At 60.8% G+C, this 25,368-nt stretch carries 27 protein-coding genes and 2 pseudogenes; 11 read left to right on the top strand and 18 right to left on the bottom strand.

Going from position 1 to position 25,368, the window contains the following annotated elements; genetic code table 11:
* Positions 1 to 337 precede the first annotated feature (337 nt).
* Positions 338 to 1,495, bottom strand: coding sequence for a pyridoxal phosphate-dependent aminotransferase (locus PR018_RS05110; protein WP_142828928.1), 1,158 nt, complete (start codon positions 1,493 to 1,495; stop codon positions 338 to 340).
* 209 nt (positions 1,496 to 1,704) lie between these two features.
* On the opposite strand from PR018_RS05110, the gene PR018_RS05105 reads away from it, so the two are divergent.
* The 4 genes from PR018_RS05105 (at position 1,705) to aat (ending at position 5,292) form a co-directional block, all read left to right on the top strand.
* A complete protein-coding gene (locus PR018_RS05105; protein ID WP_142828930.1) occupies positions 1,705 to 2,472 on the top strand; it encodes a DsbA family protein in 768 nt (255 codons plus the stop codon).
* Positions 2,473 to 2,846: 374 nt separating this feature from the next.
* Positions 2,847 to 3,314 (top strand): acetyl-CoA carboxylase biotin carboxyl carrier protein, encoded by a 468-nt coding sequence (gene accB, locus PR018_RS05100; RefSeq protein ID WP_142828932.1) that lies wholly within the window; start codon positions 2,847 to 2,849, stop codon positions 3,312 to 3,314.
* Positions 3,315 to 3,321: 7 nt separating this feature from the next.
* Positions 3,322 to 4,674 carry an acetyl-CoA carboxylase biotin carboxylase subunit gene (accC, locus tag PR018_RS05095; RefSeq protein ID WP_202617106.1) on the top strand — a complete coding sequence of 451 codons (1,353 nt, stop codon included), beginning with the start codon at positions 3,322 to 3,324 and terminating at the stop codon, positions 4,672 to 4,674.
* 3 nt (positions 4,675 to 4,677) lie between these two features.
* Entirely contained in the window at positions 4,678 to 5,292 is a 615-nt protein-coding gene (gene aat / locus PR018_RS05090) for a leucyl/phenylalanyl-tRNA--protein transferase (RefSeq protein WP_142828934.1), read from the top strand.
* A gap of 321 nt (positions 5,293 to 5,613) precedes the next feature.
* On the opposite strand, the gene PR018_RS05085 is transcribed toward aat, so the two are convergent.
* The 5 genes from PR018_RS05085 to gatB all read right to left on the bottom strand — a co-directional run bounded on the left by PR018_RS05085 (position 5,614) and on the right by gatB (position 9,471).
* Positions 5,614 to 6,051, bottom strand: a complete 438-nt coding sequence (locus PR018_RS05085) for a DUF2155 domain-containing protein (RefSeq protein ID WP_142828979.1) — start codon at positions 6,049 to 6,051, stop codon at positions 5,614 to 5,616.
* Between the two features lie 108 nt (positions 6,052 to 6,159).
* Positions 6,160 to 6,558: an NADH:ubiquinone oxidoreductase subunit NDUFA12 gene (locus PR018_RS05080; protein ID WP_142828981.1), complete on the bottom strand. Its 399-nt coding sequence runs from the start codon at positions 6,556 to 6,558 to the stop codon at positions 6,160 to 6,162.
* Positions 6,559 to 6,667: 109 nt separating this feature from the next.
* On the bottom strand, positions 6,668 to 7,129 hold the full coding sequence (locus tag PR018_RS05075; RefSeq protein WP_142828983.1) for a GNAT family N-acetyltransferase: 462 nt from the start codon (positions 7,127 to 7,129) through the stop codon (positions 6,668 to 6,670).
* 330 nt (positions 7,130 to 7,459) lie between these two features.
* Complete coding sequence (locus PR018_RS05070) at positions 7,460 to 7,963, bottom strand: GNAT family N-acetyltransferase (RefSeq protein WP_142828985.1); 504 nt, start codon at positions 7,961 to 7,963, stop codon at positions 7,460 to 7,462.
* 2 nt (positions 7,964 to 7,965) lie between these two features.
* Complete coding sequence (gene gatB / locus PR018_RS05065; RefSeq protein WP_142828987.1) at positions 7,966 to 9,471, bottom strand: Asp-tRNA(Asn)/Glu-tRNA(Gln) amidotransferase subunit GatB; 1,506 nt, start codon at positions 9,469 to 9,471, stop codon at positions 7,966 to 7,968.
* A gap of 180 nt (positions 9,472 to 9,651) precedes the next feature.
* Between gatB and PR018_RS05060 the strand changes: the two are divergent.
* Positions 9,652 to 10,100: pseudogene (locus PR018_RS05060) on the top strand (DUF1810 domain-containing protein).
* A 14-nt stretch (positions 10,101 to 10,114) separates the two neighbouring features.
* Here PR018_RS05060 and PR018_RS05055 read toward each other — a convergent pair.
* The 6 genes from PR018_RS05055 to PR018_RS05030 all read right to left on the bottom strand — a co-directional run bounded on the left by PR018_RS05055 (position 10,115) and on the right by PR018_RS05030 (position 14,568).
* A complete protein-coding gene (locus tag PR018_RS05055; protein ID WP_142828989.1) occupies positions 10,115 to 10,624 on the bottom strand; it encodes a GNAT family N-acetyltransferase in 510 nt (169 codons plus the stop codon).
* Between the two features lie 206 nt (positions 10,625 to 10,830).
* Complete coding sequence (locus PR018_RS05050) at positions 10,831 to 11,064, bottom strand: hypothetical protein (RefSeq protein ID WP_142828990.1); 234 nt, start codon at positions 11,062 to 11,064, stop codon at positions 10,831 to 10,833.
* Positions 11,065 to 11,291: 227 nt separating this feature from the next.
* Positions 11,292 to 12,773 carry an Asp-tRNA(Asn)/Glu-tRNA(Gln) amidotransferase subunit GatA gene (gene gatA / locus PR018_RS05045; RefSeq protein WP_142828992.1) on the bottom strand — a complete coding sequence of 494 codons (1,482 nt, stop codon included), beginning with the start codon at positions 12,771 to 12,773 and terminating at the stop codon, positions 11,292 to 11,294.
* Positions 12,774 to 12,834: 61 nt separating this feature from the next.
* A complete protein-coding gene (gene gatC, locus PR018_RS05040; RefSeq protein ID WP_142828993.1) occupies positions 12,835 to 13,122 on the bottom strand; it encodes an Asp-tRNA(Asn)/Glu-tRNA(Gln) amidotransferase subunit GatC in 288 nt (95 codons plus the stop codon).
* Positions 13,123 to 13,264: 142 nt separating this feature from the next.
* Positions 13,265 to 13,789, bottom strand: coding sequence for a hypothetical protein (locus PR018_RS05035; protein WP_142828995.1), 525 nt, complete (start codon positions 13,787 to 13,789; stop codon positions 13,265 to 13,267).
* Between the two features lie 68 nt (positions 13,790 to 13,857).
* Positions 13,858 to 14,568 (bottom strand): metal-dependent hydrolase, encoded by a 711-nt coding sequence (locus PR018_RS05030; protein ID WP_142828997.1) that lies wholly within the window; start codon positions 14,566 to 14,568, stop codon positions 13,858 to 13,860.
* Between the two features lie 127 nt (positions 14,569 to 14,695).
* On the opposite strand from PR018_RS05030, the gene ruvX reads away from it, so the two are divergent.
* Entirely contained in the window at positions 14,696 to 15,190 is a 495-nt protein-coding gene (gene ruvX, locus PR018_RS05025; protein ID WP_142828999.1) for a Holliday junction resolvase RuvX, read from the top strand.
* Here ruvX and PR018_RS05020 read toward each other — a convergent pair.
* The 5 genes and pseudogenes from PR018_RS05020 to PR018_RS05000 form a co-directional block, all read right to left on the bottom strand.
* Positions 15,127 to 15,459: a DUF6105 family protein gene (locus PR018_RS05020; protein WP_142829001.1), complete on the bottom strand. Its 333-nt coding sequence runs from the start codon at positions 15,457 to 15,459 to the stop codon at positions 15,127 to 15,129. The two genes, ruvX and PR018_RS05020, sit on opposite strands and share 64 nt — an antisense overlap.
* On the bottom strand, positions 15,456 to 15,626 hold the full coding sequence (locus tag PR018_RS05015; RefSeq protein ID WP_202617107.1) for a hypothetical protein: 171 nt from the start codon (positions 15,624 to 15,626) through the stop codon (positions 15,456 to 15,458). Before PR018_RS05015 ends, PR018_RS05020 begins: the two co-directional genes overlap by 4 nt.
* Positions 15,627 to 15,730: 104 nt before the next feature.
* Positions 15,731 to 16,393, bottom strand: coding sequence for a TetR/AcrR family transcriptional regulator (locus PR018_RS05010; protein WP_142829003.1), 663 nt, complete (start codon positions 16,391 to 16,393; stop codon positions 15,731 to 15,733).
* 580 nt (positions 16,394 to 16,973) lie between these two features.
* Positions 16,974 to 17,592 (bottom strand): annotated as a pseudogene (locus tag PR018_RS05005) (GNAT family N-acetyltransferase).
* A 39-nt stretch (positions 17,593 to 17,631) separates the two neighbouring features.
* Positions 17,632 to 19,290: an acyl-CoA dehydrogenase family protein gene (locus tag PR018_RS05000; RefSeq protein ID WP_142829005.1), complete on the bottom strand. Its 1,659-nt coding sequence runs from the start codon at positions 19,288 to 19,290 to the stop codon at positions 17,632 to 17,634.
* A 455-nt stretch (positions 19,291 to 19,745) separates the two neighbouring features.
* Between PR018_RS05000 and PR018_RS04995 the strand changes: the two genes are divergently transcribed.
* The 5 genes from PR018_RS04995 to dprA all read left to right on the top strand — a co-directional run bounded on the left by PR018_RS04995 (position 19,746) and on the right by dprA (position 25,134).
* Positions 19,746 to 20,876: a hypothetical protein gene (locus tag PR018_RS04995; protein ID WP_142829007.1), complete on the top strand. Its 1,131-nt coding sequence runs from the start codon at positions 19,746 to 19,748 to the stop codon at positions 20,874 to 20,876.
* Positions 20,877 to 21,097: 221 nt separating this feature from the next.
* Positions 21,098 to 22,039 carry an aspartate carbamoyltransferase catalytic subunit gene (locus tag PR018_RS04990; protein ID WP_142829008.1) on the top strand — a complete coding sequence of 314 codons (942 nt, stop codon included), beginning with the start codon at positions 21,098 to 21,100 and terminating at the stop codon, positions 22,037 to 22,039.
* The gene (locus PR018_RS04985; RefSeq protein WP_142829010.1) at positions 22,036 to 23,325 is read left to right on the top strand and encodes a dihydroorotase; all 1,290 of its coding nucleotides are present in this window, start codon (positions 22,036 to 22,038) and stop codon (positions 23,323 to 23,325) included. Before PR018_RS04990 ends, PR018_RS04985 begins: the two co-directional genes overlap by 4 nt.
* 47 nt (positions 23,326 to 23,372) lie before the next feature.
* Entirely contained in the window at positions 23,373 to 23,978 is a 606-nt protein-coding gene (plsY, locus tag PR018_RS04980; protein ID WP_142829064.1) for a glycerol-3-phosphate 1-O-acyltransferase PlsY, read from the top strand.
* Between the two features lie 4 nt (positions 23,979 to 23,982).
* The gene (gene dprA, locus PR018_RS04975) at positions 23,983 to 25,134 is read left to right on the top strand and encodes a DNA-processing protein DprA (RefSeq protein WP_142829012.1); all 1,152 of its coding nucleotides are present in this window, start codon (positions 23,983 to 23,985) and stop codon (positions 25,132 to 25,134) included.
* Here dprA and PR018_RS04970 read toward each other — a convergent pair.
* On the bottom strand, positions 25,108 to 25,320 hold the full coding sequence (locus PR018_RS04970; RefSeq protein WP_111220607.1) for a hypothetical protein: 213 nt from the start codon (positions 25,318 to 25,320) through the stop codon (positions 25,108 to 25,110). The two genes, dprA and PR018_RS04970, sit on opposite strands and share 27 nt — an antisense overlap.
* Positions 25,321 to 25,368 lie beyond the last annotated feature (48 nt).

Raw genomic sequence — 25,368 nt, 5'->3', positions numbered from 1 at the left:
CCCATGGGTTGCCCTGGACGACCCCGGTCGCTTGTTTTTGCTTTGTCACGATGGCTTGCATCGCTCGAGCAAACGCCGATGGCAAAGACACGGTATCGATTTTTAGCGCTGCAGTCTGATCTCCCCCCTTGTGGGGGAGATGTCACCGGAGGTGACAGAGGGGGGTGGCGCGACAAATCTGGGGGTGTTGGTATCCAGCCCCCTCTGTCGGCCGAGCCGACATCTCCCCCACAAGGGGGAGATCACGCCGGGGCTGACATGGTTCTTGCCTCATACTTCGAATCAACCGCTTGCCTGATAGATTCCGCGGATGCTGCCAAGCCTCTGAAAAATAATCCTATTTCAACCAATCTGCGAGCCGTTCGACGGCTTCCTCGATCTCTCTGTTCGAGCCCGCATAGGAAAACCGCAGCGCCCGAAAACCTTCCAGCGGATCGAAATCCAGGCCGGGGGTGGCGGCGACGTTGATCTCGGCGAGCATCTTGCGCGCAAAGCCCATGCTGTCGTTGGTGAAGCGGCTGACGTCAACATAGGCGTAGAAGGCGCCGTCCATGGGCGAGGCTATGGAAAAGCCGATCTCTGGCAGGCGGCTGGCGAGCAGGTCGCGGTTTCGGGCGTAGCTCGCCTTGTAGACGTCTAGTTCGGCGCCCGCACCCAGTGCTGCGGTGGCTGCGATCTGCGACAGTTCCGGCGCCGAGATGTAGAGGCTTTGGGCGACACGCTCGATCGGCCGCACCAGGCGCTCCGGCAGCACCATCCAGCCAACCCGCCAGCCGGTCATGCAGTAATATTTCGAGAACGAGTTGATGACGATGGCGTCATTGGTGATTTCGAGTGCGCTGGTCTCTTCTCCGACGAATGTCAGACCGTGGTAGATCTCATCAGAAATGAAGGCGATGGCGTTGTCAGCACAGTAAGCGGCCAGCGCCTCCAGCCCTTCCCGGCTGGTGACGGTTCCTGTCGGGTTGGCGGGGCTGGCAAGCAGCACGCCCTTCAGCCGCTTGCCGCTTTCGACCTGTGCCGCCTTGAGGCTCTCGGGCGTCAGCGTAAACGCTGTCTCGGCGCTGACCGGTACCTCGATGACCTGAAGGCCGAGGGCAGACAGGATGTTGCGATAGGCGGGATAGCCGGGCCGTGCGATGGCGACGTAATCGCCGGGATCGAACAGAGCGAGGAAGGCCAGATTGAAGCCGGCCGACGAACCTGTGGTGATGGCGATGCGCGCGGGGTCGATGGAAAGGTCGTGGTGGGACTTGTAGTGGCCGGATATCGCCTGCTTCAGGGCAGCCATGCCGAGCGCGTCGGTATAGCCGATGCGGCCGTGCTCCAGCGCGCTGCGGGCGGCCTCCAGCGCTGCCTTCGGCGTCGGGTGCGATGGCTGGCCGACGGCCATGGAAATGACGGGATGGCCGGCCTGACGACGCCGCGTCGCCTCGGCCAGGACGTCCATGGCGTGAAACGGCTCGACGTCGCTGCGCTTGGATAGGGAAAACAAATTCGGCACCTTCTCGACTGTTTGCGTGGCCAGACAATTGCCGCAAAGCTTGCGTGTTCACAATGGCGCGATTGTGCGGCACTGATGAAATTAGCTGTTTGACCTTTTACCGCAGCATCTTACCTTGCCGCTTTGTGTCAGCAGATGTTAACCACGCGGTGATAGCTGAACCCGAACACCCTGCCCAGTTACCAGATGACGAGGATTTTATGGCCCTGCTTTCGAAAACCCTGATGAGCCTTTCGGCGGTTGCCCTGTTCTCGTCGCTTGCCTTCTCCCAGCCGGCGCTGGCGATGGACGAGGCGCAGAAGAAGGAGATGGGCGACTTCATCAAGGAATACCTCGTCAGCCATCCGGAAGTCATGCTGGATGTGCAGGCGGCGCTCGAAAAGAAGCAGGAAGAGCAGCGCCTCAGCCAGTCGAACAAGGCGATTTCCGATAACAAGGACGAAATCTTCAACAGCAAGTCCGATGTCAACATCGGCAATGACAAGGGCGATGTCACCATCGTCGAGTTCTTCGACTATAATTGCGGCTACTGCCGCCACGCGCTTGCCGACACCGACGCGCTGCTAAAGGCCGACAAGAACATTCGCTATGTCCTCAAGGAATTCCCGATTCTCGGGCCGGATTCGGTGGCAGCCTCGCGCGTTTCCGATGCTTTCCGCCGTCTGGCACCGGCAAAATATGCCGAATTCAGCCATACGCTGCTCTCCAGCGAGGGTCGCGCCACCGAGGACAGCGCCATCGAGGTCGCCGGCACGCTGGGCGTCAAGGAAGATGCGCTGCGCAAGGAGATGGCCGCCAACCCGAACACCGACAGCGTCAAGGCCACATACCAGCTGGCGACGGACCTCGGCGTTACCGGTACGCCGGCCTATGTCATCGGCAACGAGGCTGTCTCCGGCGCCATCGGCCTCGATGCACTGAAGGAAAAGGTCGCCAGCGTGCGGGCCTGCGGCAAGACCAGCTGCTGATCGGCTGGTCTACGTACCCATCCCCCATCATATTGCCGCAATCGCCCCCTGTTAGATGTGGACAAGGGCTGGCTGCCGCAGCAGCGCGTGCGTCCCGTGCCTTGGGGGCTTTCCTCCGGAGGCGCGGGAGTCTATAGGTTGCCCTGGACTTTGACGGAACCGATGATGACGCACACCATTCTTCTCCTCAACGGCCCGGCGCTCCCAGCGTCAGTCGTGCCTGAGCCAGACGCTGGCGACAGCGGGATCCCGATGCTACGGGAAGCGGCTCACGAAGGAAGCGGTGCGCGGCGGCGGCCCGCCTAGCAGACGACAGAGGCGCATCGCGCCAAACCAAATTGACGCAATAACAAGAATGACACAGGGCAAATTCCATGGCTGACAACAAACCGGGTATCGACGAGGCACTGATCCGCAATCTCGCAAACATCCTCAACGAGACCGATCTGACCGAGATCGAGGTCGAACAGGACGATCTGCGCATCCGCGTTTCCCGCGCCGGCACGACGCAGTATGTCCAGGCACCGATGATGACAGCGCCGCAGCAGCAGATGGCAGCACCTGCCGCAGCCGTTGCCACCGCTCCGGCAGCCCCTGCGCGCAACCCCGACAACGTCGTTCTGGCGCCGATGGTCGGTACGGTCTACATGGCGTCCGCTCCCGGCGCCCGCGCCTTCATCGAAGTCGGCGCCATGGTCAAGGAAGGCCAGACGCTGCTGATCATCGAAGCCATGAAGACGATGAACCAGATCCCTGCGCCGAAGTCCGGCAAGGTGACAGAAATCCTCATCGAAGACGGGCGGCCGGTCGAATATGGCGAAGCTCTCGTCATCATCGAGTAGTAGGCCCATGCCCATGATTTCCAAGATCCTCATAGCCAATCGCGGCGAGATCGCCCTTCGCGTGCTGCGCGCCTGCAAGGAGCTCGGCATTCCGTGCGTTGCCGTTCACTCGACGGCCGATGCCGATGCGATGCATGTGCGGCTTGCCGACGAGAGCGTCTGCATCGGCCCCCCGCAGGCCCGCGATAGCTATCTCAACATCCACCAGATCGTTGCTGCCTGCGAGATCACCGGCGCAGATGCCGTGCATCCCGGCTACGGCTTCTTGTCAGAGAACGCCAAGTTCGCCGATATACTCGAGGCCCACGGCATCACCTTCATCGGGCCGACGGCCGAACATATCCGGCTGATGGGCGACAAGATCACCGCCAAGCTGACGGCTGTCGAACTCGGCATTCCGGTCGTTCCCGGCTCCGACGGCGAGGTCAAGACAGAAGCCGACGCCATCAAGACGGCTGCCGAAATCGGCTACCCCGTGCTGATCAAGGCAACGGCCGGCGGTGGCGGACGCGGCATGAAGCTGGCACACTCGCCGGATGATGTGCTCGAGGCCTGGTCGACGGCGCGCTCGGAATCGCTTGCTGCCTTTGGCAACGACGCCGTCTACATGGAAAAATACCTGACGACGCCGCGCCATATCGAAGTTCAGGTGTTCGGCGACGGCGAAGGCAACGCCATCCATCTCGGTGAGCGCGACTGCTCGCTGCAGCGGCGCCATCAGAAGGTCTGGGAAGAAGCCAATTCGCCGGCGCTCAATGTCGAGCAGCGGATGAAGATCGGCCAGATCTGCGCCGATGCCATGAAGAAGCTGAAATATCGCGGCGCCGGCACCATCGAGTTTCTCTATGAAAACGGCGAGTTCTATTTCATCGAAATGAACACCCGCCTGCAGGTCGAGCATCCCGTCACGGAAGCCATCACCGGCATCGATCTCGTGCACGAGCAGATCCGCGTTGCCTCCGGTGGCGGTCTTTCGGTGACGCAGGACGAGGTACATTTCCAGGGCCACGCCATCGAATGCCGGATCAACGCCGAGGACGCGCGCACCTTCGTGCCCTCGCCCGGCACGATCACGCATTTCCATGCGCCCGGCGGTCTTGGCGTGCGCATCGATTCCGGGGTGTATCAGGGCTACAAGATCCCGCCCTACTACGACAGCCTGATCGGCAAGCTGATCGTTCACGGCCGCACCCGTGTCGAATGCATGATGCGGCTTCGTCGTGCACTCGACGAATTCGTCGTCGACGGCATCAAAACCACCCTGCCGCTGTTCCAGGATCTGGTCTCCAACCAGGATATCGCCAATGGCGATTACGATATCCACTGGCTGGAGCACTACCTCGAAAAGCCGGTAGAGTAAGCAATGGCAGGCTCCCGCAGAAGATCGCAAGGGCTTCCCCCCGAGATCCTTCTGCGGGCCTATTCCATCGGCCTTTTTCCGATGGCCGAATCGGCAGACGATCCGGAGATTTTCTGGGTCGAGCCTGAGATGCGTGGTATCCTGCCGCTCGACGGGTTCCACGTCTCCAAAAGTCTCGCCAAGACCGTCCGCAAATCCCCCTTCGACATCCGCTTCGATTACGATTTCGACGCCGTCATATCAGCCTGCGGCGAGGCCACGACCGGCCGGCCATCCACCTGGATCAATTCCACAATCCGCAACCTCTACTCCGCCCTCCACCGCGTCGGCCACACCCATTCGGTCGAAGCCTGGGACGGCAACCAGCTCGTCGGCGGCCTGTACGGCGTCTCGCTCGGCTCAGCGTTTTTTGGCGAAAGCATGTTTTCGCGCAGAACGGATGCCTCGAAGATCTGCCTGGTGCATCTCGTGGAGCGCCTGCGGGCCAAGGGGTTTACGCTGCTGGACACCCAGTTCACGACCGAGCATCTCAAGAGCTTCGGCGCCATCGATGTGCCGAAGGACGAGTATGCGGTGCTGTTGAAGGCGGCGATGGAAAGCCGCAATCTGGAATTCTGAGGCGTGAGCAGAATTTGCTGCCCAAGTTAGCGAAGAATCGGGAAGGCAAAGGCAATCGCAAGGCCGGAGAGCGCAATCCCACCCTCCCTCTTCCCTGTGCTCGTCACAGGGATCCAGTAAGCCCAAGTCCTTGGGCGTGTCCTACATCTTTTCTATCTGTGAAAGTCATACTACGTCGCAGACGCGACGTGCCTGGATTCCTGTGACGAGCACAGGAATGAGGGAGGCGGGGCGGCGACCAAGTAAGATGAGTAAACCGCGTTCTTGCTCATTGGGTACTGGATCCAGTGGTGACGTATCCATTGACCCATCAACACCACCCTAATTCGTCTTCGCCGCATCCGGTGGTGGGACGTCGGACTTTTGTTTACACTCTTTCAGCCAGACGTCGTAGATCGGGTGCTCGACGGCGTTGAGGCCGGGGCTGTCTGCGAACATCCAGCCGGTGAAGATGCGGCGGATGCGGCGGTCGAGCGTGATTTCGTCGACCTCGACGAATCCGTCGACCTTTTGCTGCTCGGCATCGTCGCGCGAATAGCAGGCTTTTGGCGTCACCTGAAGGGCACCGAATTGGACGGTTTCGTTCAAGTATACGTCAAATGTGGTGATACGGCCGGTGATCTTGTCGAGGCCTGAAAACACTGCGACAGGATTGGAGATACGGGCGGCTTCGGCCGGGGCGGATACTGCAATGGCGCCAAGGGCAAACATCGCTGCGGTCGCCGCACGCAAAGAAGCGCCTCGCGTGAAAAACGTCATATCCGCCAGTCTCCAGCGTGGTATCGGTCGGCAGAGCTCATGCGACGAGCAGCCGGTTTACAGCGCGTAAACGCCAAATGTGGCCAAAGCGCGGGTTGAACGATCCGATCAGTTGCCGGGCGTCCATGCGTCGTAGTCGCCGGTGACGCGCGGGCGCTCGCCGGCAACGGCAAGCGAGCCCGGCGGACGATAGGCCTGCGGCGTGCCCGTCAGGTTCTGCTTGTGAGCCTTCTGCCATTCCTTGGGGACGTAGGTCTCCTCCGACGGCGGAACGTCTGTGCGATGGTGCATCCAGCCGTGCCAGCCCGGCGGGATAGCCGAGGCCTCGGCATAGCCGTTATAGACGACGTAGCGCTTGCGCAGGCCGTAGGACGACATGCCGCCTTCATAGTAGACGTTGCCGGCTTCATCCTCGCCGACGCGCTTGCCGAAGCGCCAGATCGCCAGCCGGGTGCCGACAGTCGCACCGTTCCACCAGGTGAAGGTCAGCAGCAGGAATTTCATCATTGTCTTTTCCTCGAGGCCCGGCGAACCGGCGCGGGCGGGAGCAGAATTCGATCCAAAGCTTATGCCGCCGGAAGAAAATATTGTCCAGCGATTCCAGCCGATCAGGCTGTCATTTAAGCGCCATCTTGAAGCCGAGATGGCTCGGCTTGAAGCCCAGCCGCTCGTAGAAGCGATGGGCATCCTTGCGGGTCGCGTTGGATGTCAGCTGCACCAGCCTTGCGCCACGACGCTTTGCGTCCGCGATACAGTGGTGGATCATCGCAGCACCGATCCCCTGCCCGCGCATGTCGTCGCGCGTCTGCACCGCCTCGATGATCATTGCCGACCCGCCCCGGCCCGTGAGCGAGGTGGTGAACATGGTCTGGAAGGTGCCGACGACTTCGCCGTTGCGCTCCGCGACATAAAGGGTCTGGTCGGGCGAGGCTGCGATTGTCCGGAAGGCTTCGAGATAAGCGGGGAACGCTTCCGCATCCAGCGTGTCGCCATGGCCGCCGAGCGGGTCGGCCGCAAACAGCGCGATCAGGGCGGGCAGGTCTGCCTCGCGGGCTTCGCGGATGGTCAGGCTGGTCATGGAGTTCTACCTTCGTGGCTGGCCATCTGGTGGCTGGTTCATGGCACCGTCTGCATCGTATTCATCTCGCCGAGACTGCAGCGAGTAACCCCCTCTGTCGGCTACGCCGACATCTCCCCCACAAGGGGGAGATCAGCCGCAACCGCCGGGTCGCCTGACCAAAGGGCAAAGAAACGTCACTGCCTTTGGGACAGGCGATGCATCTCCAGCCAATCTCCCCCCCTTGTGGGGGAGATGTCACGAAGTGACAGAGGGGGGCGAGCTTGCGCCGGATGAAATGATGCCGAGTCAGCCAGCAACGCGATGGAAAGCGGAGAGACATTCTGTCGATCAGTGGTTCGTCAAGGCGCGCTCTAACACCAGTGTCGGCAAGCCGGATTGCTTCGGGCCATCATTCTTGTTCCGACCAACTTCATCGAAGCCGAGGCTCTGGTAGAAGGCGATGGCCGGTGCATTTTCCGGCTCTACCTCGACACGCATCCGATCGGCATCGGGAAAACAGGTCTCGAGCTCTGCGAAGAGATCGCGACCGACACCCTGCCGCTGCGCCGAAGGCCTGACGTAGAGCATGTGCAGCACGGCGACCTTGGCCGTCTCCTCGGACAGGGCCGCGTAACCCATGCCGCCGAGCTCCTTGCCGTCATCGGCGACGACAAACTCGGAATCCTTCTTCTCCAGGCGCGTTTTCAGCGCTGCAGCCGAATGCCACGACGCATGGATCTCCTCGACCTTGGCTGCGCCGTAGAGATTGTCGTAGGTCGCGTGCCAGGTCTCGTTCAGCAGCGCGCGGACTTTGTCGAGGTCGCGGGCGCTGGCGGTGCGCACGAAGTACATGCCTACTCCTCAACGATGCCGAGCTTGGCCTTGACCAAAGCCTGCACGGCCTGCGGGTTCGCCTTGCCGCCGGTCGACTTCATCACCTGGCCGACGAACCAGCCGGCGAGTGTCGGCTTGGCCAGAACTTTGGCGACCTGATCCGGGTTGGCAGCGATGATCTCATCGACCGCCTTTTCGATGGCGCCGGTATCCGTCACCTGGCGCATGCCGCGGCTTTCGACGATCTCGGCCGGATCGCCACCCTCGTTGAGGATGATCTCGAAGACATCCTTGGCAATCTTGCCGGAGATGGCCTCGGACTTGATCAGGTCGAGGATGCCGCCGAGCTGGATTGCGGAAACCGGAGTCTCTTCAATGCTTTTACCGGTTCTGTTCAAGGCGCCTAACAAGTCGTTGATGACCCAGTTTGCGGCCATCTTGCCATCGCGGCCGGCGGCCAGTGCCTCGTAATAATCGGCAATCGCCTTCTCGGAGACCAGCACAGACGCGTCATAGACGGAGAGGCCGAGTTCGCGCACGAAGCGCTCCTTCTTGGCATCCGGCAACTCCGGCAGATCCTTGGCGAGTGCGGCGATGAAGGCATCGTCGAATTCCAGCGGCAAAAGGTCCGGATCGGGGAAATAGCGGTAGTCGTGCGCGTCTTCCTTGGAGCGCATCGAGCGGGTCTCACCCTTGGCGGGATCGAACAGCCGGGTTTCTTGGTCGATGGAGCCGCCATCTTCCAGAATGGCGATCTGGCGGCGGGCTTCGTATTCGATGGCCTGGCCGATGAAGCGGATGGAGTTGACGTTCTTGATCTCGCAGCGCGTGCCGAAATCGCCGCCGGGCTTGCGCACGGAAACGTTCACGTCGGCGCGCATCGAGCCCTCGTCCATGTTGCCGTCGCAGGTACCGAGATAGCGTACGATCGAGCGCAGCTTGGTCATGTAGGCCTTGGCTTCGTCGGACGAGCGCATGTCGGGCTTGGAGACGATCTCCATCAGCGCCACGCCGGAGCGGTTGAGGTCGACATAGGACATGGTGGCGTGCTGGTCGTGCATCGACTTGCCGGCGTCCTGCTCGAGGTGAAGGCGCTCGATTCCGATCTCGATATCCTCGAACTGGCCCTGGCGATCGGGGCCGAGCGAGATGACGATCTGGCCTTCGCCGACGATCGGGTCCTTGAACTGCGAGATCTGGTAGCCCTGCGGCAGGTCGGGATAGAAATAGTTCTTGCGGTCGAACAGCGAGCGCTTGTTGATCTGCGCCTTCAGGCCGAGGCCGGTGCGCACCGCCTGCTTGACGCATTCCTCGTTGATCACGGGGAGCATCCCGGGCATGGCGGCATCGACCAGCGATACGTTGGAATTGGCCGGTTTGCCGAACTCGGTGGAGGCGCCGGAGAACAGCTTGGACTTGGAGAGGACCTGCGCATGCACCTCCATGCCGATGACCACTTCCCAGTCGCCTGTGGCGCCGGGAATGAAGCGTTTCGGATCAGGCGTGCGGACGTCGACAAGGGTCATGGGATGCTCTTCAAAGGCTGGATTTCTTGTCTGTGAGGTAAAGGAAATGGCTTTGGCGTGCAAGGCTTTCGGGCGCTGCAGACGGCAATTGATCGACGCCAGCGCCCCTTGGCCGACCATTGCCTTGCCGGAACGCCGGAGCGCCCAAAATATAGGTGACGCGCACGCGGGAGAATGACGATGGCCGCTTCGACCGACCCCTATGACCTCGACAGGTTTGTCGAGGCGCAGGCTGGCATATACGAACAGGCGCTGGCGGAACTCCTGGCCGGTTCCAAGCGCTCGCACTGGAGGTGGTTCGTCTTTCCGCAGATAGCCGGGCTTGGTGCATCTTCAATGGCGCAGCGATATGCGATCCGCTCCAAGGAGGAAGCCTCGGCTTATATCTCCCACCCGCTGCTCGGGAAACGGTTGACGGCCTGCGTGCAGGCAATGCTCTCTGCCGGAGGTACGTCCGACGGCGGGCGCTCCGCCACGCCATTCTCGGTTCTCCCGACGATCTGAAATTCCGACCGAGCATGACGCTCTTCGCAGCTGTCAGCGGGCGCGATTCGCTTTTCCAGCGGGCACTCGATCGCTTCTTCGACGGGATCCCCGACGACCGGACGCTGGCCCTCATAGGAAGCTGAGACCTCGACCCCTTTCAGAAGCTGGTGCCGTAAAGGTCGCCGTCCGGCGGAAGCAGCGATTTAGACAGGCCGACGGTCGGCAGATCCCGGTCGAGGGAGGGCGAATAGACGACAGACAGCCAGTGGACGGTATAACCATGCGTCTTGAAGAAGCCGATAGCCTCGGCATTGCCGGAGTGGGTCTGCAGCGCTGCGGTGTCGAAGCCCTGAGCGGCAATATCGCTCTCGATCTGCGCCAGCAGGGCCGAACCCAGTCCCTGCCTGAGTTCGTCAGGGTCGATCCAGAAATCCGTGATGTTCTCGTCCAGCTTTTCACGCGCCGCCCAGCCGCAGGCAACCCCGTGATTTTCGACAACGGTGATCGTCAGCCAGGAGTCGCGGGTAAAATTCGAGAAGGAGTCCCTCGCGCCGTCCATCATGACGTCGCTGTCCCCAATCGCCGCCATGGCCTTCTGCCAGGCGCGAAGCCCGATGTTGGTCAGGATCTCCGTCTCGCCTTCATGGGCATTGCGAATGTGAATCATGAGCACCCCACGCGTTACTGACCCAGTAAAACATTTGATGACAGCTTTTGCCAGATGCTCAGCGAAGCTGGCTAAGAGACAGTCACGGTTTCCGTGGCTGTACACAACCGCTGGTCAGCGAGACCTTATTGAGCGGGAGAGCCTTTGGTGCCGCCAACGAGGCAAGGCCCGGATTGATGACTTTGGTTCCGGGCTTCTACGTCCGCTCAATCAGAACCCAAACCGGCAGGAAGTAAATCGAGATAGCCCAACAGGACGTAAACCAGCGCGAACACGATCACCACCATCAGCAGATAGCATGCAACCTCCAGCGCGACTTTGATCATATCGGTCGGCTTGGACGAGGTCCGTTGGTCGTGATGCCACTTTATGGCGAAGAACATACCCGTTCCCAACGCCAGAACTTTGAACGTAATGAATAATATAGGGACCCAATCCATGGCTTGAATATTTCCTGGCTATTGATCGACGCCCATGCCGATCTCCGAGGAAGTCAGACAGGTCATGGCGCGCGTGTACATGAAGGCACTTTGCCAGGATGCTCGAGGGCGTCCGTAAGCTCCGGCATGTGCGTAGCGCACCATACCGACGGGGTTTCAATTCATCTGTTGCGGACGAATGTCACATCGAGCCCGCGATCTCCGACCGCGAACCCGCATTCAGGCTCCTACCACCACTTGGCAGGCGTGAACTTGCCGGCTGCCTGCTCGATGACATGAGCGGTCTTGAACAGAGTTTCCTCGTCGAACGGCTTGCCGATGAGCTGCAGGCCGAGCGGCAGGCCCTTCGCGTCAAGACCGGCGGGGACGGCGATGCCTGGCAGGCCAGCCATATTGACCGTCACCGTGAAGATGTCGTTGAGGTACATCTTGACAGGATCGGCGGCCAGTTCCTCATCGGCAATGCCGAAGGCGGAGGACGGCGTGGCGGGCGTCAGGATGGCATCGACACCGGCATGGAAGGCAAGTTCGAAGTCGCGCTTGATCAGCGTGCGGACTTTTTGCGCCTGCAGGTAATAGGCATCGTAATAGCCGGCCGACAACACATAGGTGCCGATCATGATGCGGCGCTTGACCTCGGTGCCGAAGCCCGCAGCGCGGGTCTTCTCGTACATGTCGAGGATGTCCTTGCCGTCGACGCGCAAGCCGTAGCGGACGCCGTCATAGCGGGCAAGGTTCGACGAGGCTTCGGCCGGAGCGACGATGTAGTAGGCCGGTAGCGCGTATTTGGTATGCGGCAGCGAGATATCGACGATATCGGCGCCGGCATCCTTCAGCCAGGAAATGCCCTTCTGCCAAAGGGTCTCGATTTCGCCGGGCATACCCTCGACGCGGTATTCGCGCGGAATGCCGATCGTCATGCCCTTCAGCGACTGGCCGAGCGCTGCCTCATAGTCTGGGACGGGAAGATCAACCGATGTGGTGTCCTTGGCGTCGACAGATGCCATCGACTTCAGGAGGATGGCGGCATCGCGCACGTCCCGGGCAATCGGGCCGGCCTGGTCGAGCGACGAGGCGAAGGCGACGATACCCCAGCGCGAGCAGCGGCCGTAGGTCGGCTTTATACCAACGGTACCGGTGAAGGCGGCTGGCTGGCGGATCGAGCCGCCGGTGTCTGTGGCAGTGGCGCCGGCGCAGAGATGCGCCGCAACCGCGGCAGCAGACCCGCCGGAGGAGCCGCCGGGCACGAGCTGCTGGTTGGAGCCCGCAGCGCGCCAGGGGTTGATGACAGGGCCGTAATAGGAGCTTTCGTTCGACGAGCCCATGGCGAATTCGTCCATGTTCAATTTGCCGAGCATGACGGCGCCGTCGTTCCAGAGGTTCTGGATAACGGTCGATTCGTAACGCGGCTCGAAGCCGTCGAGGATGTGGCTGCACGCCTGGGTGTGGACGCCTTCCGTGCCGAACAGATCCTTGATGCCGAGCGGAATGCCTTCCAGCGCACCGGCCGAACCGGCGGCGATGCGAGCGTCGGAGGCCTTGGCCATGTCGAGCGCCTTGTCGGGCGTCACCTTGACATAGGCATTCAGCGCGCCATTGGCCGCGTCGATGGCCGCGACGTAGGCGGTCGCAAGCTCGGTCGCGGTGATCTCCTTGCCACGCAGCTTGTCGCGGGCTTCGGCAATGGTCAGGCTGGTCAGTTCGCTCATGATCGGTTCACTTCAGGTCTGGAAAGGCTGCGGTCGGATGGATCGGAACGGCGCGGATGGCCTATTCGACGACCTTCGGAACGAGGAAGAAATTGCGGTCGGTGAGCGGCGCATTGGCGACGACGTCGTCAGCCTTGCTGCCGTCAGTTACGGCGTCTTCGCGCTTCTTCATGGCCATCGGCGTGACCGAGGTCATCGGCTCGATGCCCGTCACATCAACCTCGGAGAGTTGCTCGACAAAGCCGAGGATGCCGTTCAGCTCGCCGACCATTCGGTTGGCTTCATCCTCGGTGACGGCGATACGGGCAAGGCGCGCAACGCGCTTGACGATGGCAAGATCGACGGACATGAAATTCTCCGGCTGGGATGTGTTTCCCACGCTATAAAGGCCATGTCCGTCGGGTGCAACTGCAGTATGTTTCGACAGGGTTATTTCTACAGAGAGAGTCCCTTTGTCTTGGGCGCTAATGTTACCCTAGTGACAGACTATATTATACGCTTTCCTGCTGGAAAATTTCATTACCAAGTAAATGATGACGTAAATTGTCGAAATTTTTTAATGACGTAAATTTGTTACGTTTAATTGATCTATGCCCAGAGCGCTCAGCCTTGACTCCCTGCGCATTACCTTTGGTATGCTTGACGACATTCATTTCGCTTACATCGGGCAGCGGTTGGCCGGGTACATCGCCAAACCAACGAAACTCCCTGAAGTTTAAGGCGTCGTCTACTACGATCCAAATGACACAGCCACTCGGCTTTTCGGCCAGTCGAAGGTTCACTCCTACCTCCGCACGAGCACCATTCTCGATGCTGACCTTAAGCTGGATGTGCCGAGTTACATGTCTACATGTCAGGACCAAGTCGTAGCCGCCGGCATCAAATTCACTTTTAAGAATTTCGGCATCGACTATCTCTTTTTGCCAAAGAGACCTCAGAATCTCTCCCGCAAAGAGATGCTCAATAATGTTCTCCCGCAATGTGGAATGGATAGAGTGCTTGTCTTTTATTGCCATTACCTGTCTCCGATAGGCTGAACTATTTTCAACCTATCGGAGCATACAGTTTAACAACTGCAAGTAAATCAGAACGTAATTTCCTCACCGACCTTCGGCACGACGACCTTTGCGGATGCGCCTTCCATGGCGGTGACGAACTTTTCGGCTGTCGCATCGATGATCGGGAAGGTGCCGTAGTGGCAGGGGATCACCGACTTGAAGTTGAAGAATCGCTGGCAGGCAAGCGCAGCCACGGCACCGCCCATCGTGTAGCGGTCGCCGATCGGCACCAGACCGATTTCAGGCTGGTGCAATTCGTTGATCAGCGCCATGTCACCGAAGATATCGGTATCGCCCATGTGGTAGAGGGTCGGCGCGTCATCGAAATGCAGGACGAGGCCGTTCGGATTGCCGAGCGCGTGCGAAACGCCGTCTTCCGTTTGCTGGGCCGACGAATGCAGGGCGTTGGTGAAGGTCACGGTGAAGCCGTCGAAGTGGATCGTGCCGCCGGTGTTGCCGGATTCGATCTTCTCGACGCCTTTGCCGCTGAGCCAGGCTGCGAGATCGGCATTGGCGAGAACGGTCGCGCCGGTCTCCTTGGCAATCGCTGCCGTGTCGCCCACGTGATCGGCGTGGCCGTGTGTCAACAGGATATGGGTGACACCCTTGGACACGTCGGCAACCGTCAGGCCAGCTGCGGAGAAGGACTGGTTATAGCTCAGGAACGGGTCGATCAGGATCGTTGCCTTGGAAGTCTCGATGCGGAATGCGGCATGGCCGAGCCAGGTGACTTTCATGGGATAACTCCGTGAATTGAGGGATGCAAATTCGAACCTTGATGCTAAGGACACTAGCGACATAGCCCAAAAGGCAAAAAATGACAGTGATCCGCCGCTCAATTTCTTTTGACGAGACAATATCCCGATGACAGTCCTCACCATCGAAGAACTGGCGGAAACCCTGCTGCCGAATCAGGCGATTGCAGGCCTCGACCTCGGTACGAAGACCATTGGGCTGTCGATGTCGGATATCGGGCGAAGACTGGCGACGCCACGTCCGGTGCTGCGGCGGGTGAAGTTTACGCCCGATGCTGCAGCACTGCTGGCGTTTGCGGAGAAGGAAAAAGTAGCAGCGTTCATCATCGGCCTGCCAGTCAACATGGACGGCTCGCAGGGGCCGCGGGTCCAGGCGACCCGGTCTTTCGTGCGGGCCATGTCGGACAAGACCGCCCTGCCCTTCGTCTTCTGGGACGAGCGCCTGTCGACGGTCGCAGCAGAACGTCAGCTGATCGCCATGGATGTTTCAAGGGCAAAACGTGCCGAGCGCATCGATTCGGCAGCGGCCAGCTTCATTCTTCAGGGCGCGCTCGACAGGCTGTCTTCGCTGTCCCGCAATCGATCGCCGGATCTCGAGGCCTGACGCGCCTGCCACCAGGCTGCAATCAGCTTGCGCTTGCGAAAGCCGATCAGCGCGAAGACCACGAGACTATCGACGATAATAGCGCGCAGCACCAGCGGTGGGATCGATTCCGGGGGTAGTCCGAGGACTTTACCGTAGACCTGAAATGTCAGGTCGTGAACCTCGCGGGTGTACATGAATATGCCGAAACTGATGTCGTAGTAGGACAGCCAGTACCAGCTGCCGAGGAAGAAGATCGGCCCGCCCCAGAACAGCAGAAACCACTTCATGCGGCCTCTCCCCGATATCCGACGCCATCTCCGCTGCAAAGGACCAGCCCGCTCACCAGCGCCAATGAGCCCAGAATCACCGCAGGCACTGCAATATTGAGAGCCAGGACGGCGAAAAACATCATTGAAATCAGGAATAGAGCGGCTTTAGCCGGTTTTGCTGTCATGGCCACACTGGTTAACAATTGATGACCGCGCCACCTTGTGCCGTCAGCCGGCCTCCCGCAACGTAAACCATTCGTTAAGGTTAACGGCCTGTGGAGAACTTGTCTCAGCCGTAGACGGCGCGGACGATGCGCTTCAGGCCGGTGGCTGCCTTGTCCCAGTCCTTCTCGCTCCTCAGCGACAATCCCGCGCATTGGCCGCCGATGGCTGCCGAGAGCACCAGATGCTGGATGGCCGCGAGAATGATGGCGTTGACGGCAACCGCATCGACACCTTTGGGAGGCACAAGCGATCCGCGCATCCGGTCGATCCAGGCGGCCAGCGCCTTGGATCGCGCCTCGGACAATTTTCGCACTTGTTCCGTCTGCTCCGACACCTCCCAGGCGACGATGCGACGCATCAGCGGATCGGCGCGCAGTGCAGCCAGGAAAAGCAGCGCCAGCCGCTCCATCAAGTCGCCGTAGGTCAGCATGAACATGCCACCGCTGTCGTCGGGAATGCGATCCCTCACCCAGCTGCCAAGATCAGCACCGATAGCCTCGACCAGACCGTCGAGCCCGCCATAATAGCGGTAGATCAGTTGCTTGTCGCAGCCGGCGCGACGGGCCACGGCATTGATGCCGAACGCCTGGAAGCCGTGTTCGGCCAGGAGTGCCTTGGCGGATTCGAGGATATTGCGTTCGGTTGCAAGTCGGTTGCGCAGCGGCTTTACCGGCTCGGAGAGAAGCGCAACGGAGTTCTTCTCCAGAAAAAGGACCGAATCTGCCATATCGTTTTTGTCTGTGGTCATCGCCAGTGACTATCAGCCGGTCATTTCGCCGACAACGCAGGGCTTTTCAAAGGTTGTGGATAGCGCTGCACCAAGTAACACCGCCAGAGTAAAGCGTTGGATGAACTAAAGGCTGCTGCGCGAAAAGAGCATCACTATCCGCAAGTCAATCGATCTCATCATGGCACGTTCTGCGTAGAAGAGGGCCTGCGTAGAAGAGGGCCATAGCCTCAGACTGCTGACAAAGGTATTATCCGACAACTCTGCAGGTCACTCGGGAATTTGAGCCGGTTGCCAAACTCCCCTCATCCTCGCCCTCCCTCCTCCTCGCCCTTGTGGCGGGGATCCAGTCAGCTCAAGTCCCTGTGAGCTGAAAGAGTCGTTTGACCCGACAGACGTCGTGTCGCTGGCCCGGCAACAAGAGCGAGTATGAGGGAGAGTATGGTATCGATCTCGTCAAACACATTTCTTCAGGGTTGTCAGTAGTCTGCGGGATAGCCTTCTGCATCGTGATCGCGATTTCGATCCCATGCGGGACCATCTCGGCCTGAAAGTCGTGACGCACTGATTTTCATTGTAATCAAAGCCTACGCCCGAACCACACCGTGGTTTCGGAGAGCGGCGCTACGGGTGGGGATAATTGCGCAAATCCGCGCTTCGGCCAGAAGCGCGAGGCGCCGTGGTTGGCAGTATTGGTTCCCAAGTGGATGCCGCCGACGCCGGCCTGTCGGGCCATTGTGATCCAGCGGTCGAGGAGCGCTGTGCCTTATTCCCTGTTGCTGCAGGCGCGGCAGAAGGTTCATGTGCACATGCGCCGGATAAGGTTCGATGAGGCTTTCGGGCGTATGGCGGAGGTGGTGGATCATGAAGCAGCGGCGCTCGTCGGCGTTCCATTGCGACGATGGGCCGCTCGGCTCCGGATAGATCGCGCGAAGACCAGGCCACCAGTCCTCTTCAAGCCTGTCCTCGAAGGCGGCCGTGTCGAACACGCCGAGGATATAGCCGCCGACACCCTCCTCGTCCTCGGCTACGAGCACGGTTTCCGGACTGAACTTCGCATAGGGGCCAACGTAGATATGCCCCATCAACCGACCATCGATGTAGAGGTGCCAGGCATCGCCGCCGGCATGGCCTGTCGCGAGCGAGATGGCGTAGAGGCTGTCGATATCGGAGGGACGAAAGCTGCGAAGCGTTACCACATGTCCCCCCTTGCGTTTCGATGCGCGCCGAACTCTCCGTCAGGTCGCGGGTGGATAGAGCAGGTCGACGATGTAGCTGGCGTCGAAACGGCTGTCGAGCATGCCGTAGGTCGAGCGCCAGCCGCCGGCCAGACGCGTTTCGATGAAGGCATCGGCGACTTTGCCGGCACCGAGCCGGTAGAGTTCGGCGGCGGCGGCAGCCAAGGCGAGCTGCTCGATCAGCAGCCGGGCAGCGCCCTCGTCGCGCTCGCAGAGCGCCATGGCGGCACGCAGCACGGCGATGGTCTTCTTGCCGGCCGGACCGAGATCGCGGGCAAGTCCGGCGAATACCGTTTCAAACAGGTCTCGACCACGGTTGAGAACGCGCAGAAGATCGAGCGCCATGACATTGCCGGAGCCTTCCCAGATGGCGTTGACCGGCGCCTCGCGGTAGTGGCGAGCAATGGGGCGTTCCTCGATATAGCCGCTGCCGCCGATGCATTCCATCGCCTCGTAGATCAGCGCCGGGGCGATCTTGCAGCACCAGTATTTGGCAACCGGCGTCATCACCCGGGCGTAGGCTGCGTCGTCAGCGCTGTCGCGGGCCTTGTCGAAGGCTTCGGCCAGACGGAACGAAAGGGCAGTCGCACCGGCGACGTCGAGCGCCATGTCTGCGAGCACGCGCGTCATGATCGGTTGGCTCACCAGCGGCTTGCCGAACACGCTGCGACCGCGCGCGTGGTGCACCGCTTCGGCGAGCGACGCGCGCATGATGCCCGACGACGCCAGCGCACAATCGAGCCGCGTCAGGGTCACCATGTCGAGAATCGTCCGGACGCCGCCATCGGGAGTGCCGAGCAGGAAGCCGAACGTATCGGTGAATTCAACTTCGGCGGACGCATTCGAGCGGTTGCCGATCTTGTCCTTCAGGCGCTGGAAATGCAGCCCGTTGGCCGAGCCGTCCTCGAGCAGCCGTGGCACCAGGAAGCAGCCCAGCCCGTCGCCCGTCTGGGCGAGCATGACGAAGGCATCGCTCATCGGCGCCGACAGGAACCATTTGTGGCCGGAGAGCCGATAGATGCCCTCCCCCACCCGCTCGGCCGACGTGACATTGGCGCGCACATCCGTGCCGCCCTGCTTTTCCGTCATACCCATGCCGATGGTGACGGCGGATTTCTGCATGGCCGGCTTGTTGGTGGAATCATATTTCCGCGACAGGATTTTTGGCGCCCAGTCCTTCTGGACCGCAGGGGCTGCCATCATCGCCGCCACCGAGGCGCTGGTCATCGTCAGCGGGCAGAGATGGCCGCATTCGAGCTGCGCTGTCAGGTAGAAGCGCGCGGCTCGTACCTTGTGCGCCTGGTCCTTGGCCTCGACATCCGCCTGCGGATCCCAGATCGAGGAATGAAGCCCCGCCGACATCGAGCGGCGCATCAGCGCATGCCAGGCCGGATGGAACTCGACGATATCCAGCCGTTCGCCGCGCGGCCCGTGCGTCTTCAGCTGCGGCACGCCCTGGTTTGCCATCCGTGCCAATTCCTGCGCTTCATGCGACGTCACGAAACGCCCCATCTGCTCGAGGTCTTCGCGAATGCTGCGCGGCAGATTGGCCGTCAGGTCAACGATCAGCGGATCGGAACGGTAGGCATTGATGCCGGACCAAAGGCTCGGCTGGTTCAGATCGGTCAACGGGTCTTCGTTCCGGGGCGCTTGGGTCATGATTCGCTTCTAGCCGAAGTCACCTATGGTGGAAACGTCCAGGCAAAAGATTCATGGCGATGTACACAGTGGGGCTGGCTTATTCGCGCTGGATGCTGCGAAGCTTCAGACGAAAGGTCGTCGCATTCCCACACGGAGCAGTTGGTCTTGGCCTCCGCCAGCGGGATGGCAACCGCCATGTCTGCGTATGCCCGTGAAACTGGAGGCGACCGCCAAGTACTTCTGGGTAGCTGTAGTGCCATCGTATCCCATACTAGGCCCCGAAACGCTCTAATGATACTTTGTTCAATATGCTGGAGGATTTGAACCAGTTTCGTGTGCTACCACCTCCTGAAGCCGTTTCTGAAATACGACTTTACTTTGGATCGACAACAGTCAGCCAAGCCCTCACCGTTTTGTGCGCAGCGTTGGGACGACAACCAGATGTAATTTTTTGACTAATGAAGGGATGCCGGGTGATCCTACTGAAGCCAACCTACTTGGCGCTCGACACGTCACATTTAACGCAATGGCAGCGTGACAAGTCTTCGACCGATGCAGTAGCACGCCGCCATTCGGAGGAATTTTCGTCGTGGCTAGAGGATTCCGGCACGATCCCTATGGTGACGCTCCATCATCTAGAAGAGCTTTGCGCTATCGATGATGAAGTTTTGGTGCGATCGCGCCTGCGCTTCCTTCATGCACTGCCTCTCGTTGCCTGGATTGCGACGTCATCCGTGCAGGGTGATATTGGCGGCATAACCTCGATATTAGGTGCAGAGGCCCTGTCCGCCTACCACAATCCAGGCGATGACCTCGCCACATTGCGTTCGCGTGTCACCAGTTCCATCATTCGCGTAGGCACCGGCGAAGACATGCTCGGCTCTGACCCAGACGTTTGGCTCGCATTGCGGAAGCTTTTTCTTGCTCGTTCTCACAAGGCCCGCAGCCACGTCGCTATCACACACTCGACGGCGGTCGATCTAAGATCAAAACCCATGTCGGAATTACTGGGCGGCCGGATCCGTTCGAAGGTGTCCATGAGTCGCCAATTGGATGTGATTCGAGGCAGTCTGGCGATGGATATCAGAAAATATGGTGACGGAAGGATCTCCGATCCCAACGATATTGCTGGCGGGTTCATGGAAAAAGTCGCGGATGAGATCGAGCATTTGCCATTGAAGGCTGCGGATCTTGTGTGGCAATCTCTCGCATACTTTGAAATAGAGCCTTCAGACGTCGACGTTACCGCTACCCTTGGCGAGGTGCTCGACCATGGGCAGTTTCTAAAACAGATGAAGATTTGCACTGAGGGGATGGGCATTCCGTTCCCTGAACTGAAACGCTCGGTCAAGATGGATCGGTTGCCATCGTGGATCATCTCGTCAAACTTGCGCAAACATGCCGCCACGCTTAACGAACGCAAAGGCAGCGAACTCAACGATGGCTATCTGGCGTGCCTTGCGCCCTATGCCGACGTTACAATGGTCGACAAACGGACATTTGAGAGTTTTCGACAGGCCAAACGTGCAAATCCGCGCATGGCCGCTATCTGTAATCGGATTGAGCGCGCTCCGACCTATCGAGTCATTCCCAAACTCATCTAGCCTGAAGCAATACGTCGGCCATTGGACATTGGCGGACGGGGATATTGCGCAAGCCATTCTCTTCCGCCCGACCCAAGCGGGTACGCATAGATCCCGAGTTGCCAAGGAACACCATAAACATGTTGCCGAAGTCGCCCCGCCCGGCCTGAACTCTCCGAACCGCCTTGCCCCCTCGCCGCGCGCTCATTATAGAGCCCCTGACGACATCCGAGGGCGCCCGCATGGTCTTTTTTCCCCACCGCCACCTTATCGGCATCAAAGGTCTCAAAGAGCAGGATATCACCTATCTGCTCGACAAGGCGGACGAGGCGGTGAAGATCAGCCGGCAGCGCGAGAAGAAGACGTCGACGCTGCGCGGGCTGACGCAGATCAACCTTTTCTTTGAAGCCTCGACGCGGACGCAGGCGTCGTTCGAACTCGCCGGCAAGCGGCTTGGCGCCGACGTCATGAACATGTCGGTCGGCAATTCCTCGGTGAAGAAGGGCGAAACCCTCATCGACACGGCGATGACGCTGAATGCCATGCGGCCGGACGTGCTGATCATCCGCCATTCGAGCGCCGGCGCTGCCGCATTGTTGGCTCAAAAAGTCTCCTGCGCCGTCGTCAATGCCGGCGATGGCCAGCACGAGCATCCGACCCAGGCGCTGCTGGACGCGCTGACCATCCGCCGTGCCAAGGGCAAGCTGTCGCGGATCATCGTTGCTATCTGCGGCGACGTCCTGCATTCGCGCGTCGCCCGCTCCAACATATTGCTGCTCAACGCCATGGGCGCCCGGGTGCGCGTCGTGGCGCCGGCGACGCTGCTGCCGACCGGGATGGCCGAGATGGGCGTGGAAATCTGCCACTCGATGAAGGAAGGCTTGAAGGATGCAGACGTGGTGATGATGCTGCGCTTGCAGCGCGAGCGCATGTCCGGCGCCTTCGTGCCTTCGGTGCGCGAGTATTTCCATTTCTACGGGCTCGATGCCGAGACGCTGAAAGCCGCCAAGGAGGATGCGCTTGTGATGCATCCGGGGCCGATGAACCGTGGCGTCGAAATCGCCTCCGAGGTGGCCGACGGCCCGCAGAGCGTCATTGCCGAACAGGTGGAAATGGGGGTCGCCGTCAGGATGGCCGTGATGGAAACGCTGCTTGTCTCGCAGAACCAGGGGCCGCGCGCATGAACACCATCGTCCTCACCAACGTCCGCATCATCGACCCCTCACGCCAGCTCGACGAGACCGGCACCGTTATCGTCGAGAACGGCGTCATCGTTGCATCCGGCAAGCAAGCCGATGGCCTGCCGTTTCCGGCGGGCGCCACCGTGCGCGATTGCGCCGGGCTGATAGCGGTGCCCGGCCTCGTGGATGCCCGCGTGCATGTCGGCGAACCCGGCAGCGAGTACCGCGAGACGATTGCCTCGGCCAGCCGCGCTGCAGCAGCCGGCGGCATAACCTCCTTTATCATGATGCCGGATACCGATCCCGTCATAGACGACATCGCGCTGGTCGAATTCGTCAAGAAAACGGCGCGCGACAAGGCGGTCGTGAATGTCTATCCCGCCGCTGCCCTTACCAAGGGGCTGGCCGGCACTGAAATGACCGAGATCGGCCTGTTGAGGGAAGCCGGCGCCGTGGCCTTTACAGATGGCCATGCCAGCATCCACGACGCGCAGGTGCTGCGCCGGGTTATGACCTACGGCCGCGAGTTCGGCGCCGTCATTGCTTCCGTGCCGCGCGACGAACATCTCGGCGCAGAGGGCGTCATGAACGAAGGCCTGTTCGCCAGCTGGCTCGGCCTGTCGGGTATTCCGAAGGAAGCAGAGATCATCCCGCTCGAGCGCGACCTCCGGATCGCGGCACTGACCCGCAGCAACTACCACGCCGCGATGATTTCGGTGCCTGAGTCGGCCGAGGCGATCAGGAGCGCCCGGAAACGCGGCGCCAAGGTCACCTGCGGCATCTCAATCAACAATCTGGCGCTGAACGAGAACGACATCGGCGAATACCGTACGTTCTTCAAGCTCTATCCGCCGCTCAGACCCGAAGACGACCGGATGGCTATGATCGAAGCGCTCGCCGATGGCACGATCGACATCATCGTCTCCTCGCACGATCCGCAGGATGTCGACACCAAGCGGCTGCCTTTCGCTGAGGCGGCGGACGGCGCCATCGGGCTGGAAACCATGCTGGCCGCGGCCCTGCGCCTCCACCACAGCGGCCAGGTCAGCCTGATGCGGCTGATCGATGCTCTCTCGACGCGACCGGCCCAGATCTTCGGGCTCGATGCCGGCACGCTCCAGCCGGGCGCGAAAGCCGATATCACGCTGATCGATATCGACGAGCCTTGGCTTGTCGCCAAGGACATGCTTCTGTCGCGCTCGAAGAATACACCGTTCGAGGATGCCCGGTTCAGCGGCCGGGCGGTAGCGACCTATGTGGGGGGCGCATTGGTCTATTCGCTGAACTGAAAACGGATGGAAATGCCGGACTATAGGGGGACGATTTGAACGACATCATGAACTGGCAGATCACCGTGCCGCTAGCGCTGGCAGCCCTTGCTATCGGCTATCTGCTGGGCTCCATCCCCTTTGGACTGGTGTTGACCCGCATGGCCGGGCTCGGCGATGTCAGGTCAATCGGCTCCGGCAGCATCGGGGCAACCAATGTGCTGCGCACCGGCAGCAAAAAGCTCGCAGTCGCAACGATGCTGCTCGATGCCCTCAAAGGCACCCTCGCCGCATTTGTCTGCACGCGGCTTTTTGGCGCAGAGGCCGGTCTGCTGGCGGGCTTTGCTGCGTTCATCGGCCATATCTTTCCGGTCTGGATCGGCTTCAGGGGCGGCAAGGGTGTGGCAACCTATATCGGTATCCTGCTGGCGCTGGCGCCGGTTATGGTGCTGCTGTTTGCGGTCGTCTGGCTCACTTGCGCCTTCCTCAGCCGGTACTCGTCGCTGTCCGCACTGGTTGCAACACTTGTTATTCCGGTTGCGCTGTGGATAGTGGGACCCGACAAGATTGCTGCGGCGATGACGCTGATGAGCCTCATCTGCTGGTGGAAACACAAGGCCAACATCGCCAGGCTGACTGCAGGGACGGAAAGCAAGATCGGATCCAAGGGGTAGGTTCATGGCCACGGACAGCGCAAGACGGTCTGGGATTGCGCTGACGGAAAAACAACGGATTGCCTGGCTCAGGCTGATCCGCTCCGACAATGTCGGGCCTGCCACCTTCCGCGACCTCATCAACCACTTCGGCTCGGCCGAAACCGCGCTCGCGATGCTGCCGGAATTGTCGCAGCGCGGCGGCGCAACGCGGGCTATCCGCATCTGCAGCGAAAGCGATGCCCTGCGCGAACTGGAGATTGCCGAGCGCTTCGGAGCGCGCTTCATCGGCATCGGCGAACCCGACTATCCTCCGGCGCTGCGGCAGATCGACGGTGCTCCGCCGCTGCTGGCGGCCAAGGGCAATCTTGCCACGGGCACGAAGCCCGTGGTCGGTGTCGTCGGCTCGCGCAATGCCTCGATCAGCGGCGCCAAGTTCGCGGCAATGATCGCGCGGGACTGCGGTCGTGCCGGCTATGCGGTGATCTCTGGGCTGGCGCGCGGCATCGATACGGCAGCCCATCGGGCCAGTATCGAGACCGGCACCATCGCGGCACTGGCCGGAGGACTGGACCAGCCCTACCCGCCCGAAAACGTCGGATTGCTCAATGAAATCTGGAACGGCGATGGCATGGCGCTGAGCGAGATGCCATTCGGCTGGGAGCCGAGGGCCCGCGACTTCCCCCGTCGCAATCGACTTATCGCTGGGGCCGCGCTGGGTCTGGTGGTCGTCGAGGCGGCGACACGCTCCGGCTCGTTGATCACGGCGCGGCTTGCCGGGGAATTCGGGCGGCTGGTGTTTGCCGTGCCCGGCTCGCCGCTCGATCCGCGCTGTCAGGGAACGAACGGCTTGCTGAAGGATGGCGCAATGATCGCGACCAGCCCCGGCGATATCATCGAGGCGCTGGCGCCGCTGTCGGAGATCGACCTGTTCTCGACGCCGATGGCGGAGGAGCCTGGCGAAGATCCCGGCAAGCCGATGCTCCTGCCGCCCGATGACAACGACCGCGCCCGCATCGTCGATTCGCTCGGGCCCACGCCGGTCGAGATCGACGACATCATCCGCCACACGGTGCTGGCGGCGGCATCGGTCTACCTGGTCCTGATCGAACTCGATCTCGCCGGACGGTTGCATCGACACCCCGGCGGGCTAGTGTCGCTCGCCATGCTGGATTGATGCGAGGGGTCGATGGCCGGCCTGGAGGTCGCCGGCCTCGACGTAGGCCATCTCCAGAAGGTAGCACAGAAGATCGGCACGTTCCCTTTCTGCCACCTGCCGCAACTCGCCCAACATCTGGCGGATGAATGCAAAGCTTTCCATGGAGGTCTGCCCTCCCTTATTTTTCACAGGTTTGGACGTCATTTCGTCTTCCCGTCGCAAGGGTGTATCACTGCATGGACTGTCGTTATC

Origin of the sequence: Rhizobium rhododendri, assembly GCF_007000325.2 — a bacterium.
Classification (GTDB): domain Bacteria; phylum Pseudomonadota; class Alphaproteobacteria; order Rhizobiales; family Rhizobiaceae; genus Rhizobium; species Rhizobium rhododendri.
Note: the sequence above shows the minus strand (reverse complement) of the source record. Positions and strands in the feature narration are given on the sequence as shown.